Consider the following 22,107-nt stretch of genomic DNA (forward strand, 5'->3'; position numbering starts at 1 on the left):
CGCCCGCGGGTCCGCGGGGTCCCGGCTACGCTCGCGCAGGTGAGGACGATCCGGGTGCCGGCCGCGTTGTGCGGCGTGCTCGCGTTGCTGCTGGGCCTGCCGTTCGCCGGCGGCACCACGCCCGGCGCGGTCGACGACACCGCCGCCGGCGCCATGGCCCACCTGAGCCCCGGCGTGGTGCGGGCGCTCGTGCTCCCCACCGAGCCGTCCGTGGTGCTCGCGCTGGGCCTGCTCGCGGTCCTCCTCTGCCTGCGCGCCGGACGGCGGCGGGAGGCCGCGTTCGCGCTCGGCGCGCCGGTGCTGGCGGTCCTGCTGACGAGCTGGGTGCTGAAACCGCTGTACGACCGGTGGAAGAACGGCACCCTGGTCTACCCGAGCGGCCACACGGTGAGCCTGGTGGCCGTGCTGACGGTGCTCGTCCTGGTCACCCGCCGGGTGGTCGTGGTGGTGCTGTCCGCGGTGGCGCTGCTCGCCGCGGCGGCCGGGCTGGTCGGCATGGGCTACCACTACCTGACCGACGTTGCGGGCGGGACGCTGTTCGCGGTCGCCGTCGTGCTGTTCAGCTGGCCGGCACGGCGTCACGGGCCAGCGCCGTCAACCGGCTGACCGCGCGCAGGTACTTCTTGCGGTAGCCGCCGTTCACCATCTCCTCGGTGAACAGCGACGGCAGCGGCTCGCCCGAGACCACCAGCGGGACGGCCCGGTCGTAGAGCCGGTCGGCGAAGGCGACCAGCCGCAGCGCCACGTTCTGGTCCGGCGCCGGGTGGATGCCGCGCAGGTGGACGCGGGTGACGCCGTCGAGCAGCCTGCCGTAGCGGGAGGGGTGCAGCTCGGCGAGGTGGGCGCACAGCGCGTCGAAGTCGTCCACCGTGGACCCTTCGTGCGCGGCGGCGGACGACGCCAGCTCGCCGTCGGAGACCGGGGGCGGGGCGTCCGGCAGGCCGCGGTGGCGGTAGTCCGGGCCGTCGACGCGGACCACGCCGAAGCGGGCCGACAGCGTCTGGATCTCGCGCAGGAAGTCCTCGGCGGCGAACCGGCCCTCGCCCAGCTTCTCCGGCAGGGTGTTCGACGTCGCCGCGATGAACACGCCCGCGTCCATCAGCTCCTGCAGCAGCCGCGTGACCAGCGTGGTGTCGCCCGGGTCGTCCAGCTCGAACTCGTCGATGGCCAGGATCCGGTGCCCGGCCAGCCGCCGCACGGCCTCGGCGAAGCCCAGCGCGCCGACCAGGTGGGTCAGCTCGACGAACGTGCCGTACGCCTTCGGGGACGGCGCCGCGTGCCACGCCGAGGCGAGCAGGTGGGTCTTGCCGACGCCGAACCCGCCGTCGAGGTAGAGCCCCATCGGCCCGGACGGCTCCGGGGACCCGCCGAACAGCCTGAAGCGCTTCTTCTCCTTGCGCGCGCCGACCTTGGCGGCGAACGCCGAGCACGCCTCGACCGCGGCGGCCTGGCTGGGCTCGTCCGGATTCGGGACGTAGGTGTCGAACCGGACGGCGTCGAAGCGCGGCGGCGGGACCAGCGCGCCGATCAGCTCGTCGGCGGACAGCTCGGGACGGCGGCCGGTCAGGTGCGCGGGCATGGTCGCAGAGCCTATCCGCGCCCCAGGTACCGGTGAGCGGGCATATCCCCCGGTAGAGACGGGTTTCACGTCCGTGCTGGGATGATCGGGTGCGGAGCGTGTGGCCCGGGTCGACGGGCGAACTGACCGGGGTGGACCTCGAAGAGATCTACGCCTACCCCGGCGGCCTGGAGCGGCCCTGGGTGCAGGTCAACTTCGTCGCGTCCGCGGACGGCGCCGTCGAGATCGACACCACTTCGGCGGGTCTCTCGCACGCCGCCGACCGCCAGGTCTTCCTGCTCGGGCGCGACCTCGCCGACGTCATCCTGGTCGGCGCCGGGACCGTCCGCGCCGAGAACTACCGCGGGGTCGTCGCGGGCGCGAAACGCCTCGAACGCCGGCGCCGGCTCGGGTTCACCACCGTGCCGCCGATCGCCGTCGTCACGCGCACCGCCGACCTCGATCCGGCGTCGCGGCTGTTCACCGAGACCGCCGTGCCCCCGATCGTGGTCACCACGGACACCGCCGACACGCGCGCCCTCGAAGCCGCCGGCGCCGAGGTCCTGCGCGCGGGCGGCGAAGACGTCGACCTGCCCCGCGCCCTCGCCCTGCTCGCCGCCCGCGGCCTGCGCCGGATCGACTGCGAAGGCGGGCCCGGGCTCTTCGCCCGGCTCGTCGCCGACGACCTCGTCGACCAGCTGTGCCTGACCGTCGCGCCGCTGCTGGTGGCCGGGACGGCGGGCCGGATCGCCGCCGGGGCCACGCCCGCGGTGCCGCGCCGGCTCGCGCTGGCGTCGATCCTCGTCGAGGACGGCTTCACGCTCTTGCGCTACCGCCGGGACGCGGGGTGAGCGACGACGCCGGGCTCCTCGCCCGGGCCGCGGAGGGCGACGAAACCGCGTTCGGCGCGCTGGTGCGGCAGCACACCCCGCGGATGTACCGCGTCGCGCTGCGCATCACCGGCAGCGCCGCCGAGGCCGAGGACGTCGTGCAGGAGGCGTGGCTCGCCGCGTGGCGCTCGCTGGCCGGGTTCCGGCAGGAGTCGGCGGTCTCGACGTGGCTCTACCGCGTCGTCACCAACAGCGCGCTCGCCGTGCTGCGCCGCCGCAAGCCGACGGTCTCGCTCGACGACCCCGCGCCTCAGTCCACTGTGGACAGCGCGCTGCTCGCCGCGGCGGTGCCCGGCCCCGAAGGCCGCGTCGTGCGGGCCGAAGAGGTCGACGCCGTGCTGCGGGCGGTCGGCAGGCTGGAGGTGTCCCAGCGCGTGCCGCTCGTGCTGCGCGAACTGGAGGGGCTGAGCTACGAAGAGGTCGCCGAAGTGCTCGACGTGAACGTAAGTGCCTTGCGTTCCCGGCTGCACCGGGCCAGGGTGGCGCTGCTCGCCGAGTTGAGGGAGCGGTGATGGCCGAGATACCGGATCCCGAGCGGGACCCCCGCTGGGACGCCGTGCGCGCCGCCGCCCGCCGCCGGGTCCCGACCCCGCCGGGCCTGGTCGAACGGGTGCTGCGGGCCGTCGCGCGCGGCCGCCGGACGGCGGTGGAGGCGCCCGGCGAAGCGGGCCGCCTGCGCGTCACCGAAGTCGACCGGCTGGCGCGGACGATCGCCGTCGGCGGCCTGCTGGTCTCGGCCGTGGCGGTCGAAGACGGCGTGGTCCGGGTGCAGGTATCGGTCCGGTCCGGCGTCGCCGCCGCCGAAGCCGCCGAGGCCGTCGACGCCTTCCGGCGGGAGATCACCGCCGGGCTGGCCCGGCAGCTGGGGGTCGCCTCGGCGGTGAACGTGCACGTCGTCGAGGTCCACCCGGGCCCGGATTAACCCGATCGGGGGACCTTGCGTGAGGGTTTCGCGCCGCCGGGCATCGTAAGGGCGAAGAGCCCGCCGCGAGAGGAGCCCGCACGCATGCACCCGGAACGGACCGAAAGCCCCGGCACGGTCACCCCGCTCAACGAAGAAGGCACCGCCGGCCGCACCACCATCTCGTCGCTGGTCGTCCAGAAGGTCGCCGGCCTGGCCGCCCGCGAGGTCGCCGGCGTGCACACGCTGGGCGGCGGCGGGGTGTCGCGCGCGATCGGCGCGCTGCGTGAACGGATCCCCGGCTCCGGCACCGTCACCACCACCGGGGTGTCGGTCGAGGTCGGCGAGAAGCAGACGGCGATCGACCTCGACGTCGTCGTCGAGTACGGCGCGCGCATCACCGACGTCGCCCGCGCGATCCGGCGCAACGTGATCACCGCGGTCGAGCAGATCACCGGCCTCGAGGTGATCGAGGTGAACATCGCCGTCAACGACATCTTCCTGCCGGGCGAGGAAGAACCCGAATCGACGCGGGTGGAATGAGCGACCGCTCGGCGTTCCGGGCGTTCGTCCGCACGCACCACCCCGACGTCGGCGGCGACCCGGCCGTGTTCGCCGCCGGGCTCGCCGGGTTCCGCGAGCCCGCCCCGGATTCCCGCTACGACGCGCCGGTGACCTTCGTGGCCCGCCGGCGCGGGCCGGCGGCCCTGCTCGCCCGCTTCCGCCGCCGCCCGCCCCGCGTGCGGTGACCTTCCCGTCCCAGTCCAAGCCGTCCAAGGAGGACATGTGAACGCAACGCAGACCGGGCTCCTGGCCGGGCTGATCCTCGGCCTGGCCGCCACCCAGGGGTTCACCGCGTTCCTGGTGACGCTGGCCGTCGGGATCATCGGCCTGGTCGCCGGCCGGGTCCTCGACGGTGAACTCGACCTCGGCGAGCTGTTCGGCAAGGGCCGCGACAAGTGAGCCCCGCCCTGGACGTCCCGCGCGAGCTCGCCGAACCGGCCGAGCGCGGCACCCTCACCATCGGGCACGCGGTGGTCCGCAAGGTCGCCCAGCACGCCGCCGGGCAGGTGCCCGGCACCGCGCGGGACGGCAAGAAGGGGCCGAAGGCGAAGGTCGGCGGCCACGACAACGACGTCGACCTCGCGCTCGACCTCGCCCTGAGCTACCCGGCGGCGGTCCGCGCGGTCGTCGGCGACGTGCGGGCGAAGGTGGTCGAAGAGGTCGAGCTGCTCACCGGCTACCGCGTGCGGACGATGGCCGTCACGGTGTCGGCGCTGCTGCCGGACGTCCCGCCGAGGGTGCGGTAGCCGTGCGCCCGTTCGTCCGCATCCTCGCGACCCTGCTGGGCCTGGCCTTCGCCGCCGCGGGGGCGCTGCTCGCCCTGGAAGTCGGCTGGCACTGGTGGCGCCCGGGCTCGGCGCCGCTGCTGGTGCCGTGGCGGCGCTGGCAGGCCGAGCTCGCGTCACTGGGCTGGGACGCCTACGCGGTCCGCGTCGGGGCCGGCGTGCTGACCGCCGCGGGCCTGGTCCTGGTGGCGTGCGCGCTCGCCGCCCGCAACCGCGCGGTGCGGCTGACCGACCCGGCGGCCGAGGTGAGCGTCTCGACGTCGCCGCGCTCGCTGGCCCGGCTGGTCGGGCTCACCGTGCGCGCGCAGGACAACGTCGCGGGGGCCTCGGTCACCGCGAGCGCCCGCCGCATCCGCGTCCGCGCGAAGAGCACCCTCGAGACCGAAGGCGAACTGCGGCCGCGGCTGCTCGCCACGGTCTCCGCGCTGCTCGACGAGATCCCGCTGGTGCGGCGGCCGAAGGTGACGGTCGTCGTCGACTCGCCGAAGGACCGCCGATGAGCAAAACGATCGCCGCGAAGGCCCTGTCCCGGTCGTACACCGGCGAACGCACGCTGACGTTCCTCGTCGGCCTGCTCGTGTTCCTGGGCGGCGCGCTGGCCCTGGTGGTCGGCCTGGGCGGGCTCGGCGAGTTCCGCGGCCGCCGCCCCCTGCTGGACCCGATGGCGGTGGACTGGCTCGGCGCCCACGCCACCCCGGCGCGCGTCACCGCGATCGTGCTCGGCGTGCTGCTGTTCGTGCTCGGGCTGCGGTGGGCGCTGCGTTCGCTGCGCCCGGAACCCCGGCCCGACCTGGACCTGGACCGCACCGAAGGAGCGGAGCTGGTGGTCACGGCCTCGGCGGTCGCCGGCGCGGTCCAGGCCGACGCGGAACGGCTCGACGGCGTCAGCCGCGCCCGGGTCCGCGCGGTCGGTTCGCGCACGGCTCCGGCGTTGCGCATCACCCTGTGGCTGCACGAAGGCACCGACCTCAAGGGTGTGTGGTCGGGGCTGGACGAGCGGGTGCTGACGAGGGCCCGGAAGTCGCTCGGCTTGGAGACGCTGCCCACCGCGGTCCGGTTGGAACTCGACACGAGCCCGGCGAAACGCGTGCGCTGAGCCGGGGTTTTCCGCAGAATGCGGGGCATGCCCCTACCGCTGCAGCCGCCGCTGAAGCCGATGCTCGCCAAGCCCGCCAAGGCCATCCCGGACTCCGGGGGCCTGCTGTTCGAACCGAAGTGGGACGGCTTCCGCTGCATCGTCTTCCGCGACGGCGACGAGCTGTACCTGCAGTCCCGCGCGGAAAAGCCGCTCAACCGGTACTTCCCGGAGACGGTCGCGCGGCTGCTGGACATCCTGCCGCCGCGGGTCGTGCTCGACGGCGAACTCGTCGTCGCGCGCGACGGGCGGCTCAACTTCGATGCCCTCACCGAACGGATCCACCCGGCCGAAAGCCGCATCACGCTGCTGTCGGCCGAACAGCCCGCCGAATTCGTCGCCTTCGACGTCCTCGCCCTGGCGGACGACCTGCTGCTCGACGAACCGACGTCCGTCCGCCGGGAACGTCTCGCCGAACTGGCCGGCGACCGGTTCCCGCTCACCCCGGCCACCACCGACCCCGGCACCGCGCGGCACTGGTTCGAGCTGTTCGAGGGCGCCGGCCTCGACGGCGTCATCGGCAAGCCCCTCGACGAGCCCTACACCCCCGGCAAGCGCGCGATGCTCAAGTACAAGCACCTGCGCACCGCCGACTGCGTCCTCGCCGGGCTGCGCTGGCACGTCGACGGCGGTCCCGGCGAACTCGTCGGCTCGTTCCTGCTCGGCCTGCACGACGACACGGGCGTGCTGCACCACGTCGGCACCGTCGGGTCGTTCCCCAAGGAACGCCGCCGCGAGCTCGCCGAAGAGCTGGCGCCGCTGGTCACCGACGGCGAAGACCACCCCTGGGGCGGCCGGGCCACCGGCGAGGCCCAGCGCATCCCCGGCGGCATCACCCGCTGGCGCGCCACCGAACACGAATGGGTGCCGCTGCGGCCCGAGCGCGTCGTCGAGGTCGCCTACGAGAACACCGAAGGCGGCATGCCGTCGCGGTTCCGGCACAACGCGCGGTTCGTGCGGTGGCGGCCCGACCGCGAACCCGCCTCCTGCGACTACGGCCAGCTCGACGAGCCGGCCCGCTACGACCTCGACGCCGTCTTCCGCGGTCAGGTCGTGCGGACCCGCTAACCCGCGTCCCACACCGGCCGTGCGAAGCTCGGCCTGCCCTTGATCGACGTTCGACGTGAGGACCCCGCCCGTGCGCCGCCGCCGTACCCGTCTCCTGGCCGCGCTGCTCGCCCTGGCCGCCGCCGCGGGTTGCGCCGCGGGGCCGTCGGTGCGCCCGGCGCTGGTCGAGAACGACGGGAAGACGACCGGCAGCACCCCCACCCGCACGCCCGGGGTCCCCCTGCCGCCGCTGACCGAGCCGCAGTCGCCGTCGCTGAAGTGGGCCGACTGCGACGACGACACCCGGCAGCGCATCGGCACCCCCGGCGTCCCGGACGGCCTGCACTTCACCTGCGCCCGCGTCACCGCGCCGCTCGACGCCCCCGGCGAGCCCCGCCGCTCGGTGGTGCGGCTGCTGGCGCTGAAGGCCGGCGCCGGGCCGGTGCCGCTGGTCGTGGTCAACGACGTCGACGGCGAACCGGGCAGCGTGTACGCCGCGCGGCTGGCCGCGACGCTGCCGCCCGCGTTCCTGGAGAAGTTCTCGCTGATCGGCCTGGACCGGCGCGGCACCGGGCTGTCCGGCGCCGCCCAGTGCGTCCCCGCCGACATCCGGCACGATCTCGTCGACGCCGACCCGGCGGACGGCGGCCTGGGCGACGTCCTGGACGCGGCCCGCAAGGCCGGCCAGCAGTGCGCCATCGAACTGGACGACTCCCAGACCGCGCTCGACAGCTGGCGCGGCGCGGGCGACCTCGACGAGCTGCGCAAGCAGCTCGGCGCCGAGCGGCTCGACGCGCTCGGCCACGGCGACGGCTCGAAGGTGCTGGCCGAATACGCGGTGCGCTTCCCCGGCCAGGTCGGGCGCATGGTTCTCGACGGCGTGCCCGACCCGGGCGCCGACACAGCCGCGGTCCTGGACGCGGTCGCCGCCGGCGCGCAGTCCACATTGGACGCCTTCGCCGCGGACTGCGCGACGCGGCACTGCGCCCTGGGCGATCCGAAAGCGGCACTGGCGGCGCTCACCGACCAGCTGCGGCGAACCCCGCCGCTGACCGGCGAAGGCGTCGCGTTCGGCCCGGGCGTCGCGATGTTCGCCGTCTACTCGGGACTCTCGCAGCGCTCGCGGTGGCCGGAGCTGGCCGACGCGATCACCGCGGCGCGCTCCGGGGACGTCGGCGCCCTGTCGGCGTTCGCCGCGCCGGTGCTGCAGGACACGCGCGCCCAGCCGTCGCGGATCGACGCCACGATCGCGACCCGCTGCAACGACAGCCAGACCCGGCTCTCGGCCGACCAGCTCGACCAGGTCGTGGCCGGGATGCGCGGCAAGTACCCCCAGTTCGGCGCGGTCGTCGCCCAGCAGCTGGCCTGGTGCGGCCCGTGGCCGGTGCGCACCGAGCCGCTGCCGGCGCCGGGCGTGCCGGGTGTTCCGCCGATCCTGATCGCGGCCACCGCCACCGACCCGGTCACGCCCCAGGTCGGCAGCACCCGCGCGGCCGACCAGATGCCGTCCGCGGTCACCATCACCTGGCAGGGCGCGGGTCACGGCGCGATCGGCGTCTCCCCCTGCGTCACCGACGCGGCCCGCGCCTTCCTGATCGACGGCAAAATCCCGGCCGACGGCACCCTCTGCCCCGCCTGACCGTGTGATTGGGCGGGCATCACGTGTGATCAGGAGGGACACACACGTGATTGGAGGGGCATCACGATGATGCCCCTCCAATCACGCGTGATGCCCGCCCAATCACACGTGATGCCCCTTCAATCACAGGTGATGCCCCTTCGATCACGGGGGAGCTGGGGTTAGGGGCGGGTGTTGAGGCGGGCGGCCTGGCGGGTGAGGTGGTCCACCTCGGCGAGGCTCGTCGCTTTCGCCGCCGCTTCGGCGTACAGCCGGGCCGCCGTCTCCAGGTCGCCGTCGCGCTCGTGGAGGTACGCCGACACCGCGGCGTAGCGCGGCACCGTCTCCTCCAGTTCCGCGAGGGCCGCCAGGCCCGCACGCGGTCCGTCCGCTTCGCCGACGGCGACCGCGCGGTTGAGCCGCACGACGGGGCTGCCGGTGAGGCGGACGAGCTCGTCGTACCACTCGACGATCTGCACCCAGTCGGTCTCCGCCGCGTCCTGCGCGTCGGCGTGCAGGGCCGCGACGGCGGCCTGGGCCTGGAACTCGCCCAGCCGGTCGCGGGACAGGGCCCGCTGCAGGACGGCCACCCCTTCGGTGATCAGCGCGGTGTCCCACCGCGACCGGTCCTGCTCGGCCAGCGGGACCAGGCTGCCGCTGTCCGTCGTCCGGGAGGCGCGCCGGGCGTGGTGCAGCAGCATGAGCGCGAGCAGCCCCGCCACCTCGGGGTGGTCGATCGCCGCCGCGAGCTGCCGGGTCAGCCGGATCGCCTCGGCCGCCAGGTCGACGTCGCCGGAGTAACCCTCGTTGAACACCAGGTAGAGCACGCGCAGCACGGTGGCGACGTCGCCGGGCTGGTCGAACCGCACCCCCGAGACGGTCCGCTTGGCGCGGCTGATGCGCTGCGCCATGGTCGCCTCGGGCACCAGGTACGCCTGCGCGATCTGCCGCGTGGTCAGCCCGCCGACGGCCCGCAGCGTGAGCGCGACCGCCGACGACGGCGTCAGCGACGGGTGCGCGCACAGGAAGTACAGCTGCAGCGTGTCGTCCACGGCCGCGGCGGGCCCGGGCACCACCTCGGCGTCGACGACGTCCTCGCGCCGCCGGCGGGCGGCCTCGGCCCGGGTCGCGTCGAGGAACTTGCGCCACCCGACGGTGACCAGCCAGCCCTTCGGGTCCCGCGGCGGGTCGGCCGGCCAGGTGCGGAACGCCTCGACCAGCGCCTCCTGGACGGCGTCCTCGGCCGCCGCGAAGTCGGCTCCGCGGCGGACGAGGACGGCCAGCACACCCGGGGTGAGGCTCCGGAGCAGAGCTTCGTCCACGGTTCAGCCGATCCGCTCGGCCAGCTCGACGATGATCCCCTCGGGGCCGCGGACGTAGCAGAGCTTGAAGCTGTCCTCGTACCGCACCAGCTCGCCGACGAGCTCGCCGCCGTGCGGCCGCAGGCGCTCGAGGACGTCTTCGATGTCCGCGACCTCGAACAGGACGTGCCGCAGACCGGGCGCGTTCGACGGCGCCCGCGGGTCCCCGGCCGGCCCCTCCGGCGTCCGGTACCGGATCAGCTCCAGCTTCCCGTGGCCGTCCGGCGTCCGCAGCATCGCCACGTCCGACCGGACGCCGGCCAGCCCGACGATCCGGTCGACGGCCCCGCCCTCGACCGTCATCTCCCCCTCCACCTCGAGGCCGATTTCGGCGAAGAACGCCTTGGCCGCCTCGAGGTCTCCGACGACGACGCCGACGTGCTCCAGCCGCGGCAGGACCCGGTAACCCATGGTGTTCCCCGTCATTCCGTGATGGTCGGCGGCGCGGTCAGGAACGGGCGCAGCTCGAGCCACTCGTGGATCGGCTCGCCGTTCGGGCCGGGTGCGGCCGACAGCTCCGCGGCCAGTTCGAGGGCGCGCTCGTAGCTGTCGACGTCGATCACCGTCCAGCCGGCGATGAGGTCCTTGGTCTCGGGGAAGGGGCCGTCGGTGACCGGCGGCCGTCCCTCGCCGTCGTAGCGGACGAACGTCCCCTCCGGGGCGAGCGCCTGGTGCTCGACGAACTCGCCGGTGGCCACGAGCTTGTCCCCGAAGTCCTGCATGTACTGCACGTGCGCCGTGATCTCCGCCGGCGTCCACTGGTCGATGGACGTGTCGCAGTTCGCCGGGGCCGGCGCGCCGCGGTAGTGCTTGAGCAACAGGTACTTGGCCATCGTGGTGCTCCCTCGGTGTGTGGCGGCCCATTCTGGCCGCTCGCACCCCGGGGACGGAGCCGGTTCCACCGTTTCGACATCGACGCCGGAAGTTTTTTCGCGGCCGCCCCGAGCGGGGCGGCCGCGAAGGACCTACTGGCGGTAGGACTCCACCTCGGAGACCGGCCGGGCCGCGGCGTCGTCCGGGTTCTCGTGGAACTCGGTTTTCGCGCGTCGCTGCCGCAGCAGATCCCAGCACTGGTCGAGCTGCTGCTCGACCGCGGTGAGGCGGTCCTTGTCGCCGCCGCCCAGTCCCACGCCGACCGAGCGCGACCGGAGCTCGTGCTCCTCCGCGATCAGCTCGTCGATCCGGCCCAGGATCTCGCCGTCGGCCATCTGTTCCTCCTCTTCGCGGGTACTCGCACCCAGACGCTACCCCGGCCCCGGGAATTCCCGCCGGGCCCGGTTCGTTGACCAGGGCATGAGCACCGTTGAGCTGACTGCCGAGAACTTCGACCAGACGGTAAACGACAACGAGTTCGTCCTGATCGACTTCTGGGCGAGCTGGTGCGGGCCGTGCCGTCAGTTCGCGCCGGTCTACGAGAAGGCCTCCGAGAAGCACGAGGACATCGTGTTCGCGAGCGTCGACACCGAAGCGCAGCAGCAGCTCGCGGCGGCTTTCGACGTCCGCTCCATCCCGACGCTGGCCATCATCCGGGACAAGACGCTGATCTACGCCCAGCCCGGCGCGCTCCCCGAGCCCGCCCTCGAAGACCTCATCAAGCAGGCTCGCGAGGTCGACATGGCCGAGGTCAAGCGCAAGGCCGCCGAAGCCGAGACCGAACAGGCCTGACCACCACCACAGACGAAGGCCGCCCCGCGGGGCGGCCTTCGTCTGTTCAGGAGCGCGTCGCGAGCCCCCGCAGGAAGAACGCCAGGTTGGCCGGGCGCTCGGCCAGGCGGCGCATGAAGTAGCCGTACCACTCGTCGCCGTAGGGGACGTAGACGCGCATCCGCGCGCCCGAAGCCGCGATCCGCTGCTGCTCCTCCGGCCGGATGCCGTAGAGCATCTGGAACTCGTGGTCGTCGTCCGTGCGCCCGTTCTCCTCGGCCAGCGCGGCGGCGATCTCGATCATGCGCGGGTCGTGCGACGCGACCATCGGGTAACCCTCGCCCGCCATCAGGACACGCAGGCAGCGGACGTAGGACTGGTCCACCTCGGCCTTGTCCGCGAACGCCACCGGCTCCGGCTCGGCGTACGCGCCCTTGCACAGCCGCACCCGGGACCCGGGCCCGGCCAGCTCGCGGCAGTCCTGCTCGGTGCGGCGCAGGTAGGCCTGCAGCACCGCGCCCACCCACGGGTACTCGCCGCGCAGCTCCCGCAGGATGCCGAGCGTCGAGTCCGTGGTCGTGTGGTCCTCCATGTCGAGCGTCACGGTGGCGCCGACCGCCTCGGCCGCCGCGCAGATCTTCCGCGCGTTCTCCAAGGCGACGTCCTCGCCGTCCGACGGCAGGAACTGCCCCACCGCCGACAGCTTCACCGAGACGTCCGCGCCCTCGGCCAGGCCTTCCGCGGCCAGCGCGGTCAGCACGGCTTCGTAGGCCGCCACGGTCGCCGCCGCCTGCGCGGCGTCGGTCGTGTCCTCGCCCAGGTGGTCGAGGGTGATCCGCCGGCCGTCCGCGGCCAGTTCCCCGGCCACGCGGACGGCGTCGGCGGTCCCGGACCCGGCCACGAACCGGCGCACCACCGATCGCGTGGCGGGCACGGCCTCGACGAGCCGCCGGATGCCCTTCGAGCGGGCGGCGGCGAGCAACGGCGCACGCAACATGACGGGACCTCCCTGTCTCCGGGGCTCAGCCCTGGTGCGGGTAGCGGACGCTGGTCGGCGGGACGAAGGTCTCCTTGATCGAGCGGGGACTCGTCCAGCGGAGCAGGTTGAAGATCGACCCCGCCTTGTCGTTGGTGCCCGAGGCCCGCGCCCCGCCGAACGGCTGCTGACCGACAACCGCGCCGGTCGGCTTGTCGTTGACGTAGAAGTTGCCCGCCGAGAACTTCAGCGCCTCGGCCGCCTTCGCCACGGCGGTGCGGTCGTTGGCGATGACCGCGCCGGTCAGCGCGTACGCGGCGGAGGAGTCGATCAGCTTCAGGACGTCGTCGAAACCGCCGTCCTCGTAGACGTGCACCGACAGGATCGGGCCGAAGTACTCGGTCGAGAAGATCTCGTGCTTCGGGTTGTCCGACACGAGGATCGTCGGCTGCACGAAGTACCCGACGCTGTCGTCGGCGGTGCCGCCGGCGAGGACCTCGACCGAGGCGTCGTTCTTGACGCGGTCGAACAGGTCCGAGTGCTTGGTGAACGCGCGCCGGTCGATGACCGCGCCGCCGAAGTGCGACAGGTCGGTGACGTCGCCGTAGGACAGCGCCTCGGTCTCGGAGACCAGGCCGTCCTTCAGCTCGTTCCAGACGCTGCGCGGGATGTAGGCGCGCGAAGCGGCGGAGCACTTCTGACCCTGGTACTCGAAAGCGCCGCGAACCAGCGCGGTGCGCAGGACGTCGACGTCGGCGGAGGCGTGCGCGAGCACGAAGTCCTTGCCGCCGGTCTCGCCGACCAGCCGCGGGTAGCCGCGGTAGCCCGCGATGTTCGCGCCGACCGTGCCCCACAGGTGCTGGAACGTCGCGGTCGAGCCGGTGAAGTGGATGCCGGCCAGGTCGCGGTGGGTCAGGGCGACCTCGGAGACGGCCTTGCCGTCGCCCGGCAGCAGGTTGATCACGCCCGGCGGCATCCCGGCCTCTTCGAGCAGCCGCATGGTCAGGTGCGCCGCGAACGACTGCGTCGGCGACGGCTTCCACAGCACGGTGTTGCCCATCAGCGCGGGCGCGGTCGGCAGGTTGCCGGCGATCGCCGTGAAGTTGAACGGCGTGATCGCGTAGACGAAGCCCTCCAGGGGCCGGTGCTCCATCCGGTTCCACATGCCCGGCGAGCTGATCGGCTGCTCGGCGAGGATGCGGCGGCCGAACTCGACGTTGAAGCGCCAGAAGTCGGCCAGCTCGCAGGCGGAGTCGATCTCGGCCTGGGTCGCGGTCTTGGACTGGCCGAGCATGGTGGCGGCGTTGAGCGTGGCGCGCCACTTGCCGGTCAGCAGGTCGGCGGCGCGCAGCAGGATCGCGGCGCGGTCGTCGTAGGACAGCGCGCGCCACTCCGGTGCCGCCTTCGCGGCGGCCGCGATGGCGTCGGTCGTGTCCTGCTGCGTCGCGCTGTGGATGGTGCCGAGGACGTGCGCGTGGTTGTGCGGCTGGACGACGTCGATCTGCTCGCCGCCGCCGGGGCGCTGCTCGCCGCCGATGGTGACGGTCAGGTCGATCGGCTCCGCCTGGCCCAGCCGCTTCAGCGCACCCTCGAGCTCGGCGCGCTCGGCGCTGCCCGGTGCGTAGGTCAGCACCGGCTCGTTCGTCGGGGCGGGGGTCTGGGTCACGGCGTCCACGGCGGCTCCTCTGCTGGTCCGTACGTCCTTGATGCCCCGAACGGTAACTCCGGACACGTCCCACGGGCTTGTCCGATCGGCTAAAATCGCCCGTATGAACTTGTCCGGCCGGATAACGCTGCGGTGACGTCCCTGCGGCACGTCCTCGCGACGCTCGGCGAGCCGCTGGTCGAGGTCGTCGTGGCGCCGCACGGCCTCGGCGTCACCGTCACCGACGTCGTGATCCTCGACCCCGAGGACCCCTTGGAGGCGTCCCCCGGCGACCTGGTGCTGGTGATCGGGGCCCGCGGCCGGGCGGCGGCGCCGGCCATCCGCGCGGCCGGGCGCGGCGGCGCGGCCGCGGTGGCGGTCAAGGGCGCGACGGGCGCCGACGTCGCCGCGGACGCGGGCGTCGCGCTGCTCACGGTGGGCGCGGAGGCGCGCTGGGAACAGGTGGAATCGCTGGCCCGCGGGGTCGTCGAGGCGGCGCGCGCGGGCGGGGAAGCGGCCGGCGGCGAAGTGCTCGGCGACCTGTTCGCCCTGGCCCAGACGATCGCGACGCTGACCGGTGGCCTGGTCAGCATCGAGGACACGGCGAGCCGGGTGCTCGCGTATTCGCGGGCGGGCGACGAGGTCGACGAGCTGCGGCGGCTGTCGATCCTCGGCCGCGAAGGGCCGGAGCGCTACCTCGCGATGCTCCGCGAATGGGGCGTCTACCAGCGGCTTCGCGCCGGGGAAGGGATCGTCCGGATCGACGAGCGGCCCGAGCTCGGCATCCGGCGGCGCATCGCGGCGGGCATCCACGCCGGCAAGCAGCCGCTGGGGACGATCTGGGTCCAGGAAGGCGCCCAGCCGCTCACCGAACGGGCCGAGACGGCCCTGCTCGGCGCGAGCCGCACCCTGGCGCCGCAGCTGATCCGGGCCCGCACGCTGCCGAGCCCGGAACTGCGCCTGCGGGAGGACCTCCTGGCCAGCCTGCTGGAGGGCCGGCTCGACGCCGAGTCCGTCGCGGACGACATCGGTGCCGACCCGGCGCGGCCGGCGCAGGTGCTGGCGTTCTCCCTGGAGCGGTCGGGCAACCGGCAGCTGCGGCGGGCCGAACTCGTGCACCTCATCGCCGTGCACACGGCGGCCTACCGGCGCAGCGCGCTGGTGAGCGTGATCGGCGGCCGCGTCTACGCGCTGCTGCCCGACCTGCCCGAGCACTCCGACGCGGCGGTGCTGGCGCTGGCGAAGGAGATCACCGGCACGGCCCGCCGCCACCTCGACGTCCCGGTCCGCGCGGCCCTCGGCGGCGTCGTGCCCCGGCTGTCGGAGGCGGCCGCCTCCCGGGGCGACGCCGACCGCGTCCTGGCGGCGATGACGCGCGGGCACTGGGCCGCCGACGTCGCCTCGCTGGCCGACGTCCGCGCCGAGGTGCTGCTGTCGGAGGTGCTGTCCTTCCTGGGCGAGCAGCCCCGCATCCGCGACCCGCGGCTGACGGCGCTGGCGGCGCACGACGCCGAGCACGGCGGCATCCTCGTGCCGGCGGTCCTGGCCTGGCTGAACGCGTTCGGCGACGTCCGGGCGGCGGCCCGGGTGCTGAACATCCACCCGAACACCGTCCGGTACCGCGTCCGGCGCGCGGCCGAGGTGTCCGGAGTGGACTTCGACGACCCGGCGCAGCGGCTGCTGACTCAGCTGCAGCTGCGCCTTTGACCCTGCTAGCTTCGCGCGGTGGATCTCTTCTCGCGCACGTGGGCGGCGTTGCGCGCCGCGGTGGCCTCCCTGCCCGGCACCGAGTTCGCGAAGCCGTCCGGCTGCCGGGGGTGGCTGGTCCGGGACCTGGTGTGCCACCTGGTGATCGACGCGCAGGACGTGCTGATCACGCTGGCCACCCCGGCTTCCTCGGCGTTGACGCACGATGCGATCACGTACTGGGCGGTCGGATCCGAGCCGCCTTCGGGTGAGGATCCGCTGTCGGCGCTGATCGTCCGCCTGGCGGCGGCGTACGAGGACCCGGCGCTGCTGAAGTTCCACCTCGACGACGTCGGTGCGGCGGCGGGCCGCGCGGCCGACCTGGCGGACCCGGGAATGCGGGTGTCGACGCAGGAGATGGTGCTGACGGCGGGCGACTACCTGTCGGCGTACGTGCTGGAGTGGACGCTGCACCACCTGGACCTGGTCACCCACGTGCGGTCGGTTCCAGGGCCGCCCGCCGAGGGACTCGCGCGGACCCGGGTGATGGTGGAGGAGATCGCGGGGACGGCGTTCCCCTCGTCGTTCTCCGACGAGGACGTGCTGCTGGTGGCGACGGGCCGCCGTGCCCCGACCGGGGCGGAGACGGCCGAGCTGGGCGACCTCGCGGCGCGGCTGCCGTTCGTGCTCGGTTGAGGCGGAAAACCACCACACGGAAATGCGCCCGCGGTAATTCTCCGACGCGTTGTCCGGCTATCGGGAAATCGGCTCACACAATCGCGTGCAGATCGGCCAGCCGGGCGAGAGAATCCAGCCGCGCGGATTGGTCGTACGCGGCGGTGGTCACCAGAACTTCGTCGGCGCCCGCAGCGCCGGTCAATGCGCCGAGCCGATCTCCGACTTCGGCCGGCGTGCCCGAAATCTGGCCGTCCAGGGTCTCCGCCAGGCGCCGTCGCTCGCGGTCGGACATCGGGGCGGCGAGGATCTCGTCCGGCGGGTCCAGGGGCGGGAAGACGCCGTGGGAGCGCGAATACACCGTCGCCCAGGCCTCCGACACGAGCAGGCGGCGCGCGGCCGCGGCCGAGTCCGCCACCGCGATCGCCGTCGACACCACCACGTACGGCTCACGCGCCCACGCGCTCGGCCGGAAGCCGTCGCGGTAGCGCGTCACGGCTTCGGCCAGCGCGCGTTCGCCGCGCACCGGGGCGATCACCAGCGGCAGCCCGAGTTCCGCGGCGAGGTCCGCGCCGGACCCGGTGGCCAGCAGGAACGGCGGCACGCGCAGACCCTCGGCGGGGTAGGCGTGCACGCCGGGGTAAGCGTGTTCCCCGGTGAAGAACCCGAGCAGTTCGCGGACCTGCGCACCGAAGTCGTCGGCGGCCTCTTTGCCGTGCCCCAGCGCGGATCGCACGCCGCCGGTGAAGCCGACCGACCGGCCGAGCCCCATGTCGATCCGGCCCGGGTGAAGCGCTTCCAGGACACCGAACTGCTCGGCGACGACCAGCGGGCGGTGGTTCGGCAGCATCACACCCCCGGTGCCGACGCGGATGCGGGAGGTCGCCCCGGCGACGGCCGCGGCCAGCACGGTCGGCGCGGACCCGGCGACGCCCGGCACGCCATGGTGCTCGGACACCCAGAACCGGTGGTAGCCCAGCCGTTCGACGCCGGCGGCGAACGCGACGGTGTCCCGCAGCGCCTGCGCGGACCCGGCGCCCCGCCGCACCGGCGAGCGGTCGAGAACGGAGAAGAGCGTCACGCGAAGTGCAACGCCGGGCGGGTGACGGGATTCCCGTCAGGGCCGCCAGCGCTCGCTGTACTCCGGGTGGTCGGCGTAGGGCAGGGCCAGCAGACGCAGCGTGAGGCACCAGTTGGAGCCGGCCTCGTCGGCGGGCACGTGGCAGGTCTCACACCAGTATTCGCTGCCGTAGAGCGGAAAACCGGGCACCTTCTCCGACACCGTGGTGCGGTGGGCGAGCAGGATCCGCCGGGTGGCCTCGATCTCGTTGATCATCTGGTTGACCACATCGAGCTCGAGATCGGTCAACCCGCGAATCCGCTGCTCCACGGCGACCTTCGTCTCACCGCGGTTCATCGTCTCGCCGGCCTTCGCCTTGTTGACGGCCTGCATGATCAACGCCTGCCGCGCGCCCACGCGCGCCGCGAGGAAAGCGATCAGGTCGTCCACGAAGGGCCTCCCTCCTCGAACCCGCCCCCCGATGGTCCCGGGGAGTCGTCGATCCGGGACCGCACGTTACGCCGTCGGAGACCAAGATCGTGACACGGAGATCGGCCGTGCAACATTTGTGACCCGAAAGGCGACAGCGGGCGTCGGCGCGATCACTCCGCGTCCCGGTTCGTTCTTTCGGCGGAGCGTATTTCCCAAACCCGCCTACCGGTTCGGTGACGGCCGCCACTGCCGTGGCCGCGGTGACAACCCACCGGAGAAGCCGCGGCCGCCTGCCGCCGGACTCCGCCTCACCCGGTCCGCCCGCGCCGTATTCCCCGCCGGCCGTTCCGCCGCCCCAGCGCCGCAGACGGCCAGGGGTGGTGGTGTGCTCGCTCGGGCGGCGGCCGAGCCCGTGGCAAAGGACTGCTCGGGGGATCTGGCCGTCCGGTTCCAGCAGTGCTTCGGCTCGGCGGGGTGCAACGTGGTCGTCGGAAAGCAACCGTCAGCTGCCGCAGGCCGTGACCGTCATTCGGGCCGCGCTTTGCTCGGCTGCACCCGCTTCGGCTCCCCCGGCATCTTCGGGTAATCGGGCGGGTAAGGCAGATCCCCGAGACCGTGGTCACGCACGTCCCGCTCGTACCACTCCAGCGCGGTCTCCAGGCCGAACGGCGTCTCGTCCATTCCCGCATGCAAGTCCCCGTACCGCTCCAGGAACGCCGGGATCGTCAGCACGTCGAAGTCGTCCGCGTCCACCTCGCCCAGCAGGTCCCACGTCAACGGCGTCGACACCGTCGCCCGCGGCGTCCCGCGGACCGACCAGGCCGACGCCACCGTGCGGTCGCGGGCCGCCTGGTTGTAGTCCAGGAACACCCTTCCGCCGCGCTCCTCCTTCCACCACGAGACCGTCGCCTTGTCCGGGATGCGGCGGGACACCTCGCGGCCCAGCGCGATCACCGCGTGGCGGACCGCGACGAAGTCCCACTCCGGCCGGATCCGGACCAGCACGTGGACGCCGCGGCCGCCGGAGGTCTTCGGGTAGCCCGTCAGGCCCGCGTCGGCCAGGACCTCGCGGACCACCTGGGCCACCTCGACCGCGTCGGCGAAGCCCGCCCTGTCCGGCGGGTCGACGTCGATGCGGAGCTCGTCCGGGTGGTCGGTGTCGGCGCGGCGGACCGGCCACGGGTGGAAGTCGAACGTGCCCAGGTTGGCCGCCCACGCGAACACCGCCGGCTCGGTCGGGCACACCTCGTCGGCCTTGCGGCCCGAGGGGAACGTGATTTCGGCGGTCGAAACCCACGACGGCGCACCCTTCGGCACGCGCTTGGCGTAGAACCACTCCCCCTCGACGCCGTCGACGTAGCGCTTCAGCGTCGTCGGCCGCTCGCCGATCGCGCGCAGCAGTGGCCCGCCGACCGCGATGTAGTGCTCGACGACCTGCCGCTTCGTGATGCCGCGCTGGGGGAAGTACACCTTGTCCGGGTTCGTGACGCGGACCGCGCGCCCGCCCACCTCGTACTCGACCGGGTCACCGTGCTTGGGCATGCGGGCCACGCTAGCGGTGATCGCGCACCGCGGCGCCCGCGAACGTGCCGGAGCTTTCACGTGAAAGCTCCGGCCCCAGGTGGGAGCTTTCACGTGAAAGCTCCGGCTGTAGGCTGGAGCGGGTGTCCGGCCGTACCAAACTGATCGTCGCGCTCGCCGTGCTCGCCGTCTTCGCGGCGGCCGCGGTGCTGCTGCCGATCCCCGGCCCGGCCGACCTGCGGGCCTGGGCCGCCGCCACCGGCCCCGCCACCCCGCTCGTGCTGCTCGTCGCGTACTCGCTGCTCACCGTGGCGCCCATCCCGCGGACGGTGTTCAACCTCGCCGCCGGCCTGCTCGTCGGCACCGCGGCCGGGATCGCGATCGGGCTGGTCGCCACCACCATCGCGGCCGGGCTCTCCTTCGGCCTGGCCCGCCTGCTCGGCCGGGACCTGGTCACCCGGCACCTGCACCGGTCGGCGGTGAAAACGGTCAACGACCGCCTTTCCGGCGGCGGTGTCCTCGCGATCACATCGCTGCGGCTGATCCCGGTGGTGCCGTTCGCGCCGTTCAGCTACCTCTGCGGCGTGTCGTCGGTCCGGCTCGCCCCGTACCTGGCCGGGACGCTGCTCGGGAGCGTGCCCGGCACCGTCGCCGTGGTCGTCCTCGGTGACGCGCTGACCGGCGACACGCCGCCCGCCCTGCTCGCCTGTTACGGCGCATTCGCGCTGGCCGGGACGATCGGGCTGGTCACGGTGTTCCGGAAACGGGCACCTGCCGAACCGGCGCCCGCCGGACCGGCTGGCTGACGCGAACTCCCGTGCCTCCGACCGCTACACTCGATCGGGTGCGCGAAGCGGGAACGCGCTGAGCAGGATCACCACCACCGGGAATTTCGTCAGGAGCAGTCGCCATCGACACCGGTCAGCTGATCGCGGGGCACTACCGCCTCGTCGAGCACATTGGTAGCGGTGCCATGGGTGTCGTGTGGCGCGCGACCGACGTGCGCCTCGAACGCACCGTCGCGATCAAGCAGATCCTGCCGCAGCCCGGCGTCTCCGAGACCGAACGCGACAACATGCGCCAGCGCGCGATGCGCGAGGCGAAGAACGCGGCCCGGTTCCAGCACCCGAACGCGATCGTCGTGTTCGACATCGCCGAGCACAACGGCGACCCGTGCCTGGTGATGGAGTACCTGAACGGGCCCAGCCTCTCCACGATCCTCTCCGAGGAGGGCACCCTCCCGCTCGGCCGGGTCGCCCGGATCGGCGAGCAGGTCGCGTCCGCGCTGGTGGCCGCCCACCGCGCCGGCATCGTGCACCGCGACGTCAAGCCGGGCAACATCCTCATCGACGAGACCGGCACCGCGAAGATCACCGACTTCGGCATCTCCCGCGCGGCCGGCGACATGACGCTGACGGCGACCGGCCTGATCGGCGGCACCCCCGCCTACCTCGCCCCCGAGCTGGCGCGCGGCGCCGACCCGGTGCCCAGCTCCGACGTCTTCGCCCTCGGCGCGACCCTCTACCAGGCGATCGAGGGCACCACGCCGTACGGCAACACCACCAACCAGCTCGCGCTGCTCTACGCGGCGGCGAACGGCCAGATCAACCCGCCGGTGCAGGCCGGGGCGGCGACCGCGCTGCTGATGAGCCTGCTGCGCAGCGAGCCGGGCGAGCGGCCGAGCATGGCCGAGGCCCGCGAGCGGCTGGCCGCGCTGGCCCGGACCGAGCCCGGCGGCATGACGGCGTCACCGCCGCTGCTCTCCGGCGGCGCGGGCCGCAAGCCCGCCACGCCCGCCGACGACGGCGAGCGGCCGCCGTGGCAGCGGACCGGCAGCAAGGCGCCGTCGTCCCCGCCGGTCGGCACGCCCGTCCCGGCGAACAAGGCCCCGGCCGGCAAAGCACCGTCGAACCCGCCGCGCCCGACCGCGGCGTTCATGCCGATGCGGTCCCCGGCCGCCCCGCCGAACACCCCGCCCAGACCGATGCCCGCGGCCGCGCCGACGGCCAGGGCGCCCCAGTACTCGTCGAACACCCCGAAGCCGGACAGCAAGCGCAAGTACGCGCTGTTCGCCGGGGGCGGCGCCGCGGTCGTCGTGGTCGCGGTGATCGTGTTCGTGCTGCTGAACTCGGGCGGCGGCGGGGGCTCGACCAACAACCAGGCCGGCCAGTCGACGGGCAACCAGCCGACCGCCGGCCAGAACACGCCCAAGACCACCGGGTCGAGCAGCAGCTCGAACGTCTCCGCGAAGCTGGGCCAGACCCCGACCGAGAGCCGGGTCAGCAACTTCAGCTCGGCCGGCAAGATGGTCATCGACTACTTCGGCGACCCGGCCGCGCACTGGGACCAGCTCACCCCGGCCGCCCAGCAGGTCTACGGCAGCGAGCAGAACTACCAGCAGTACTGGGCGGACAACAAGAGCGCGATCGGCCAGGTCAACACCGCGCACGCCGACTCGGGCGGCAACGAGAGCGACGGCTCGCTCATCATGAACGTCAACGTCGGAGGCAGCCGCCGCGCATATCGCCTGGTCATCGTGGGCGGGCAGACGCTGATCGACGCCGACACGAAGCTCGGCGGCTCGGGTTCGAGCAACTGAGACGTAACGC

Annotated in this window: 27 protein-coding genes; 17 read left to right on the top strand and 10 right to left on the bottom strand. The window is 73.4% G+C overall.

Annotated features, from left to right (window positions below; genetic code table 11):
• The first annotated feature begins 39 nt into the window (after nt 1–39).
• Complete coding sequence (locus tag Q5425_RS06435; protein ID WP_396135129.1) at nt 40–606, top strand: phosphatase PAP2 family protein; 567 nt, start codon at nt 40–42, stop codon at nt 604–606.
• On the opposite strand, the gene zapE is transcribed toward Q5425_RS06435, so the two are convergent.
• Nucleotides 560–1,579, bottom strand: coding sequence for a cell division protein ZapE (gene zapE / locus Q5425_RS06440; RefSeq protein WP_308671163.1), 1,020 nt, complete (start codon nt 1,577–1,579; stop codon nt 560–562). The genes Q5425_RS06435 and zapE overlap by 47 nt on opposite strands.
• Before the next feature lie 89 nt (nt 1,580–1,668).
• On the opposite strand from zapE, the gene Q5425_RS06445 reads away from it, so the two are divergent.
• The 11 genes from Q5425_RS06445 (at nt 1,669) to Q5425_RS06495 (ending at nt 8,519) form a co-directional block, all read left to right on the top strand.
• Nucleotides 1,669–2,409 carry a pyrimidine reductase family protein gene (locus Q5425_RS06445; RefSeq protein ID WP_308671164.1) on the top strand — a complete coding sequence of 247 codons (741 nt, stop codon included), beginning with the start codon at nt 1,669–1,671 and terminating at the stop codon, nt 2,407–2,409.
• Nucleotides 2,406–2,960 carry a sigma-70 family RNA polymerase sigma factor gene (locus tag Q5425_RS06450; protein ID WP_308671165.1) on the top strand — a complete coding sequence of 185 codons (555 nt, stop codon included), beginning with the start codon at nt 2,406–2,408 and terminating at the stop codon, nt 2,958–2,960. Before Q5425_RS06445 ends, Q5425_RS06450 begins: the two co-directional genes overlap by 4 nt.
• Nucleotides 2,960–3,370, top strand: a complete 411-nt coding sequence (locus tag Q5425_RS06455) for a hypothetical protein (protein WP_308671166.1) — start codon at nt 2,960–2,962, stop codon at nt 3,368–3,370. Before Q5425_RS06450 ends, Q5425_RS06455 begins: the two co-directional genes overlap by 1 nt.
• 84 nt (nt 3,371–3,454) lie before the next feature.
• Nucleotides 3,455–3,892 (top strand): Asp23/Gls24 family envelope stress response protein, encoded by a 438-nt coding sequence (locus tag Q5425_RS06460; protein ID WP_308671167.1) that lies wholly within the window; start codon nt 3,455–3,457, stop codon nt 3,890–3,892.
• Complete coding sequence (locus tag Q5425_RS06465) at nt 3,889–4,098, top strand: hypothetical protein (protein ID WP_308671168.1); 210 nt, start codon at nt 3,889–3,891, stop codon at nt 4,096–4,098. The genes Q5425_RS06460 and Q5425_RS06465 overlap by 4 nt, the downstream gene beginning before the upstream one ends.
• 37 nt (nt 4,099–4,135) lie before the next feature.
• Nucleotides 4,136–4,312 carry a hypothetical protein gene (locus Q5425_RS06470; RefSeq protein ID WP_013224542.1) on the top strand — a complete coding sequence of 59 codons (177 nt, stop codon included), beginning with the start codon at nt 4,136–4,138 and terminating at the stop codon, nt 4,310–4,312.
• Nucleotides 4,309–4,659: a hypothetical protein gene (locus Q5425_RS06475; RefSeq protein ID WP_308671169.1), complete on the top strand. Its 351-nt coding sequence runs from the start codon at nt 4,309–4,311 to the stop codon at nt 4,657–4,659. Before Q5425_RS06470 ends, Q5425_RS06475 begins: the two co-directional genes overlap by 4 nt.
• Nucleotides 4,660–4,661: 2 nt before the next feature.
• Nucleotides 4,662–5,198: a DUF6286 domain-containing protein gene (locus tag Q5425_RS06480; protein WP_308671170.1), complete on the top strand. Its 537-nt coding sequence runs from the start codon at nt 4,662–4,664 to the stop codon at nt 5,196–5,198.
• Entirely contained in the window at nt 5,195–5,794 is a 600-nt protein-coding gene (locus tag Q5425_RS06485) for an alkaline shock response membrane anchor protein AmaP (RefSeq protein ID WP_308671171.1), read from the top strand. Before Q5425_RS06480 ends, Q5425_RS06485 begins: the two co-directional genes overlap by 4 nt.
• Before the next feature lie 27 nt (nt 5,795–5,821).
• A complete protein-coding gene (locus tag Q5425_RS06490) occupies nt 5,822–6,901 on the top strand; it encodes an ATP-dependent DNA ligase (protein WP_308671172.1) in 1,080 nt (359 codons plus the stop codon).
• Nucleotides 6,902–6,971: 70 nt separating this feature from the next.
• On the top strand, nt 6,972–8,519 hold the full coding sequence (locus Q5425_RS06495) for an alpha/beta hydrolase (RefSeq protein WP_308671173.1): 1,548 nt from the start codon (nt 6,972–6,974) through the stop codon (nt 8,517–8,519).
• A gap of 161 nt (nt 8,520–8,680) precedes the next feature.
• Here the strand turns inward: Q5425_RS06495 and Q5425_RS06500 are convergent, their stop codons facing one another.
• The 4 genes from Q5425_RS06500 to Q5425_RS06515 all read right to left on the bottom strand — a co-directional run bounded on the left by Q5425_RS06500 (nt 8,681) and on the right by Q5425_RS06515 (nt 11,067).
• Nucleotides 8,681–9,820, bottom strand: a complete 1,140-nt coding sequence (locus tag Q5425_RS06500; protein ID WP_308671174.1) for a DUF6596 domain-containing protein — start codon at nt 9,818–9,820, stop codon at nt 8,681–8,683.
• 3 nt (nt 9,821–9,823) lie between these two features.
• Nucleotides 9,824–10,285, bottom strand: a complete 462-nt coding sequence (locus tag Q5425_RS06505; RefSeq protein WP_308671175.1) for a VOC family protein — start codon at nt 10,283–10,285, stop codon at nt 9,824–9,826.
• Nucleotides 10,282–10,692 (bottom strand): YciI family protein, encoded by a 411-nt coding sequence (locus Q5425_RS06510; RefSeq protein ID WP_308671176.1) that lies wholly within the window; start codon nt 10,690–10,692, stop codon nt 10,282–10,284. The genes Q5425_RS06505 and Q5425_RS06510 overlap by 4 nt, the downstream gene beginning before the upstream one ends.
• 132 nt (nt 10,693–10,824) lie before the next feature.
• Nucleotides 10,825–11,067 (bottom strand): DUF2630 family protein, encoded by a 243-nt coding sequence (locus Q5425_RS06515; protein WP_308671177.1) that lies wholly within the window; start codon nt 11,065–11,067, stop codon nt 10,825–10,827.
• 85 nt (nt 11,068–11,152) lie between these two features.
• Here Q5425_RS06515 and trxA point away from each other — a divergent pair, with 85 nt between their 5' ends.
• Complete coding sequence (trxA, locus tag Q5425_RS06520) at nt 11,153–11,524, top strand: thioredoxin (protein ID WP_308671178.1); 372 nt, start codon at nt 11,153–11,155, stop codon at nt 11,522–11,524.
• Between the two features lie 46 nt (nt 11,525–11,570).
• On the opposite strand, the gene Q5425_RS06525 is transcribed toward trxA, so the two are convergent.
• The gene (locus Q5425_RS06525; RefSeq protein ID WP_308671179.1) at nt 11,571–12,500 is read right to left on the bottom strand and encodes a proline dehydrogenase family protein; all 930 of its coding nucleotides are present in this window, start codon (nt 12,498–12,500) and stop codon (nt 11,571–11,573) included.
• 25 nt (nt 12,501–12,525) lie between these two features.
• Nucleotides 12,526–14,154: an L-glutamate gamma-semialdehyde dehydrogenase gene (gene pruA, locus Q5425_RS06530; protein ID WP_308671180.1), complete on the bottom strand. Its 1,629-nt coding sequence runs from the start codon at nt 14,152–14,154 to the stop codon at nt 12,526–12,528.
• A gap of 123 nt (nt 14,155–14,277) precedes the next feature.
• Between pruA and Q5425_RS06535 the strand changes: the two genes are divergently transcribed.
• Both Q5425_RS06535 and Q5425_RS06540 read left to right on the top strand, forming a co-directional pair.
• Nucleotides 14,278–15,831 carry a helix-turn-helix domain-containing protein gene (locus Q5425_RS06535; protein WP_308671181.1) on the top strand — a complete coding sequence of 518 codons (1,554 nt, stop codon included), beginning with the start codon at nt 14,278–14,280 and terminating at the stop codon, nt 15,829–15,831.
• 18 nt (nt 15,832–15,849) lie between these two features.
• A complete protein-coding gene (locus tag Q5425_RS06540; protein ID WP_308671182.1) occupies nt 15,850–16,506 on the top strand; it encodes a maleylpyruvate isomerase N-terminal domain-containing protein in 657 nt (218 codons plus the stop codon).
• Between the two features lie 73 nt (nt 16,507–16,579).
• On the opposite strand, the gene Q5425_RS06545 is transcribed toward Q5425_RS06540, so the two are convergent.
• From Q5425_RS06545 to Q5425_RS06555, 3 genes are all read right to left on the bottom strand, one after another.
• A complete protein-coding gene (locus Q5425_RS06545; RefSeq protein ID WP_308671183.1) occupies nt 16,580–17,566 on the bottom strand; it encodes an LLM class flavin-dependent oxidoreductase in 987 nt (328 codons plus the stop codon).
• A 36-nt stretch (nt 17,567–17,602) separates the two neighbouring features.
• Nucleotides 17,603–17,995, bottom strand: a complete 393-nt coding sequence (locus Q5425_RS06550) for a DUF6221 family protein (RefSeq protein WP_308671184.1) — start codon at nt 17,993–17,995, stop codon at nt 17,603–17,605.
• A gap of 507 nt (nt 17,996–18,502) precedes the next feature.
• Entirely contained in the window at nt 18,503–19,519 is a 1,017-nt protein-coding gene (locus tag Q5425_RS06555) for a DNA polymerase domain-containing protein (RefSeq protein WP_308671185.1), read from the bottom strand.
• Between the two features lie 122 nt (nt 19,520–19,641).
• Between Q5425_RS06555 and Q5425_RS06560 the strand changes: the two genes are divergently transcribed.
• Both Q5425_RS06560 and Q5425_RS06565 read left to right on the top strand, forming a co-directional pair.
• Nucleotides 19,642–20,304: a TVP38/TMEM64 family protein gene (locus Q5425_RS06560; protein ID WP_308671186.1), complete on the top strand. Its 663-nt coding sequence runs from the start codon at nt 19,642–19,644 to the stop codon at nt 20,302–20,304.
• A gap of 119 nt (nt 20,305–20,423) precedes the next feature.
• Nucleotides 20,424–22,097, top strand: a complete 1,674-nt coding sequence (locus tag Q5425_RS06565; RefSeq protein WP_308671430.1) for a protein kinase domain-containing protein — start codon at nt 20,424–20,426, stop codon at nt 22,095–22,097.
• Nucleotides 22,098–22,107 lie beyond the last annotated feature (10 nt).

Source organism: Amycolatopsis sp. A133, assembly GCF_031082405.1.
In the GTDB taxonomy this organism is placed as follows: Bacteria; Actinomycetota; Actinomycetes; order Mycobacteriales; family Pseudonocardiaceae; genus Amycolatopsis.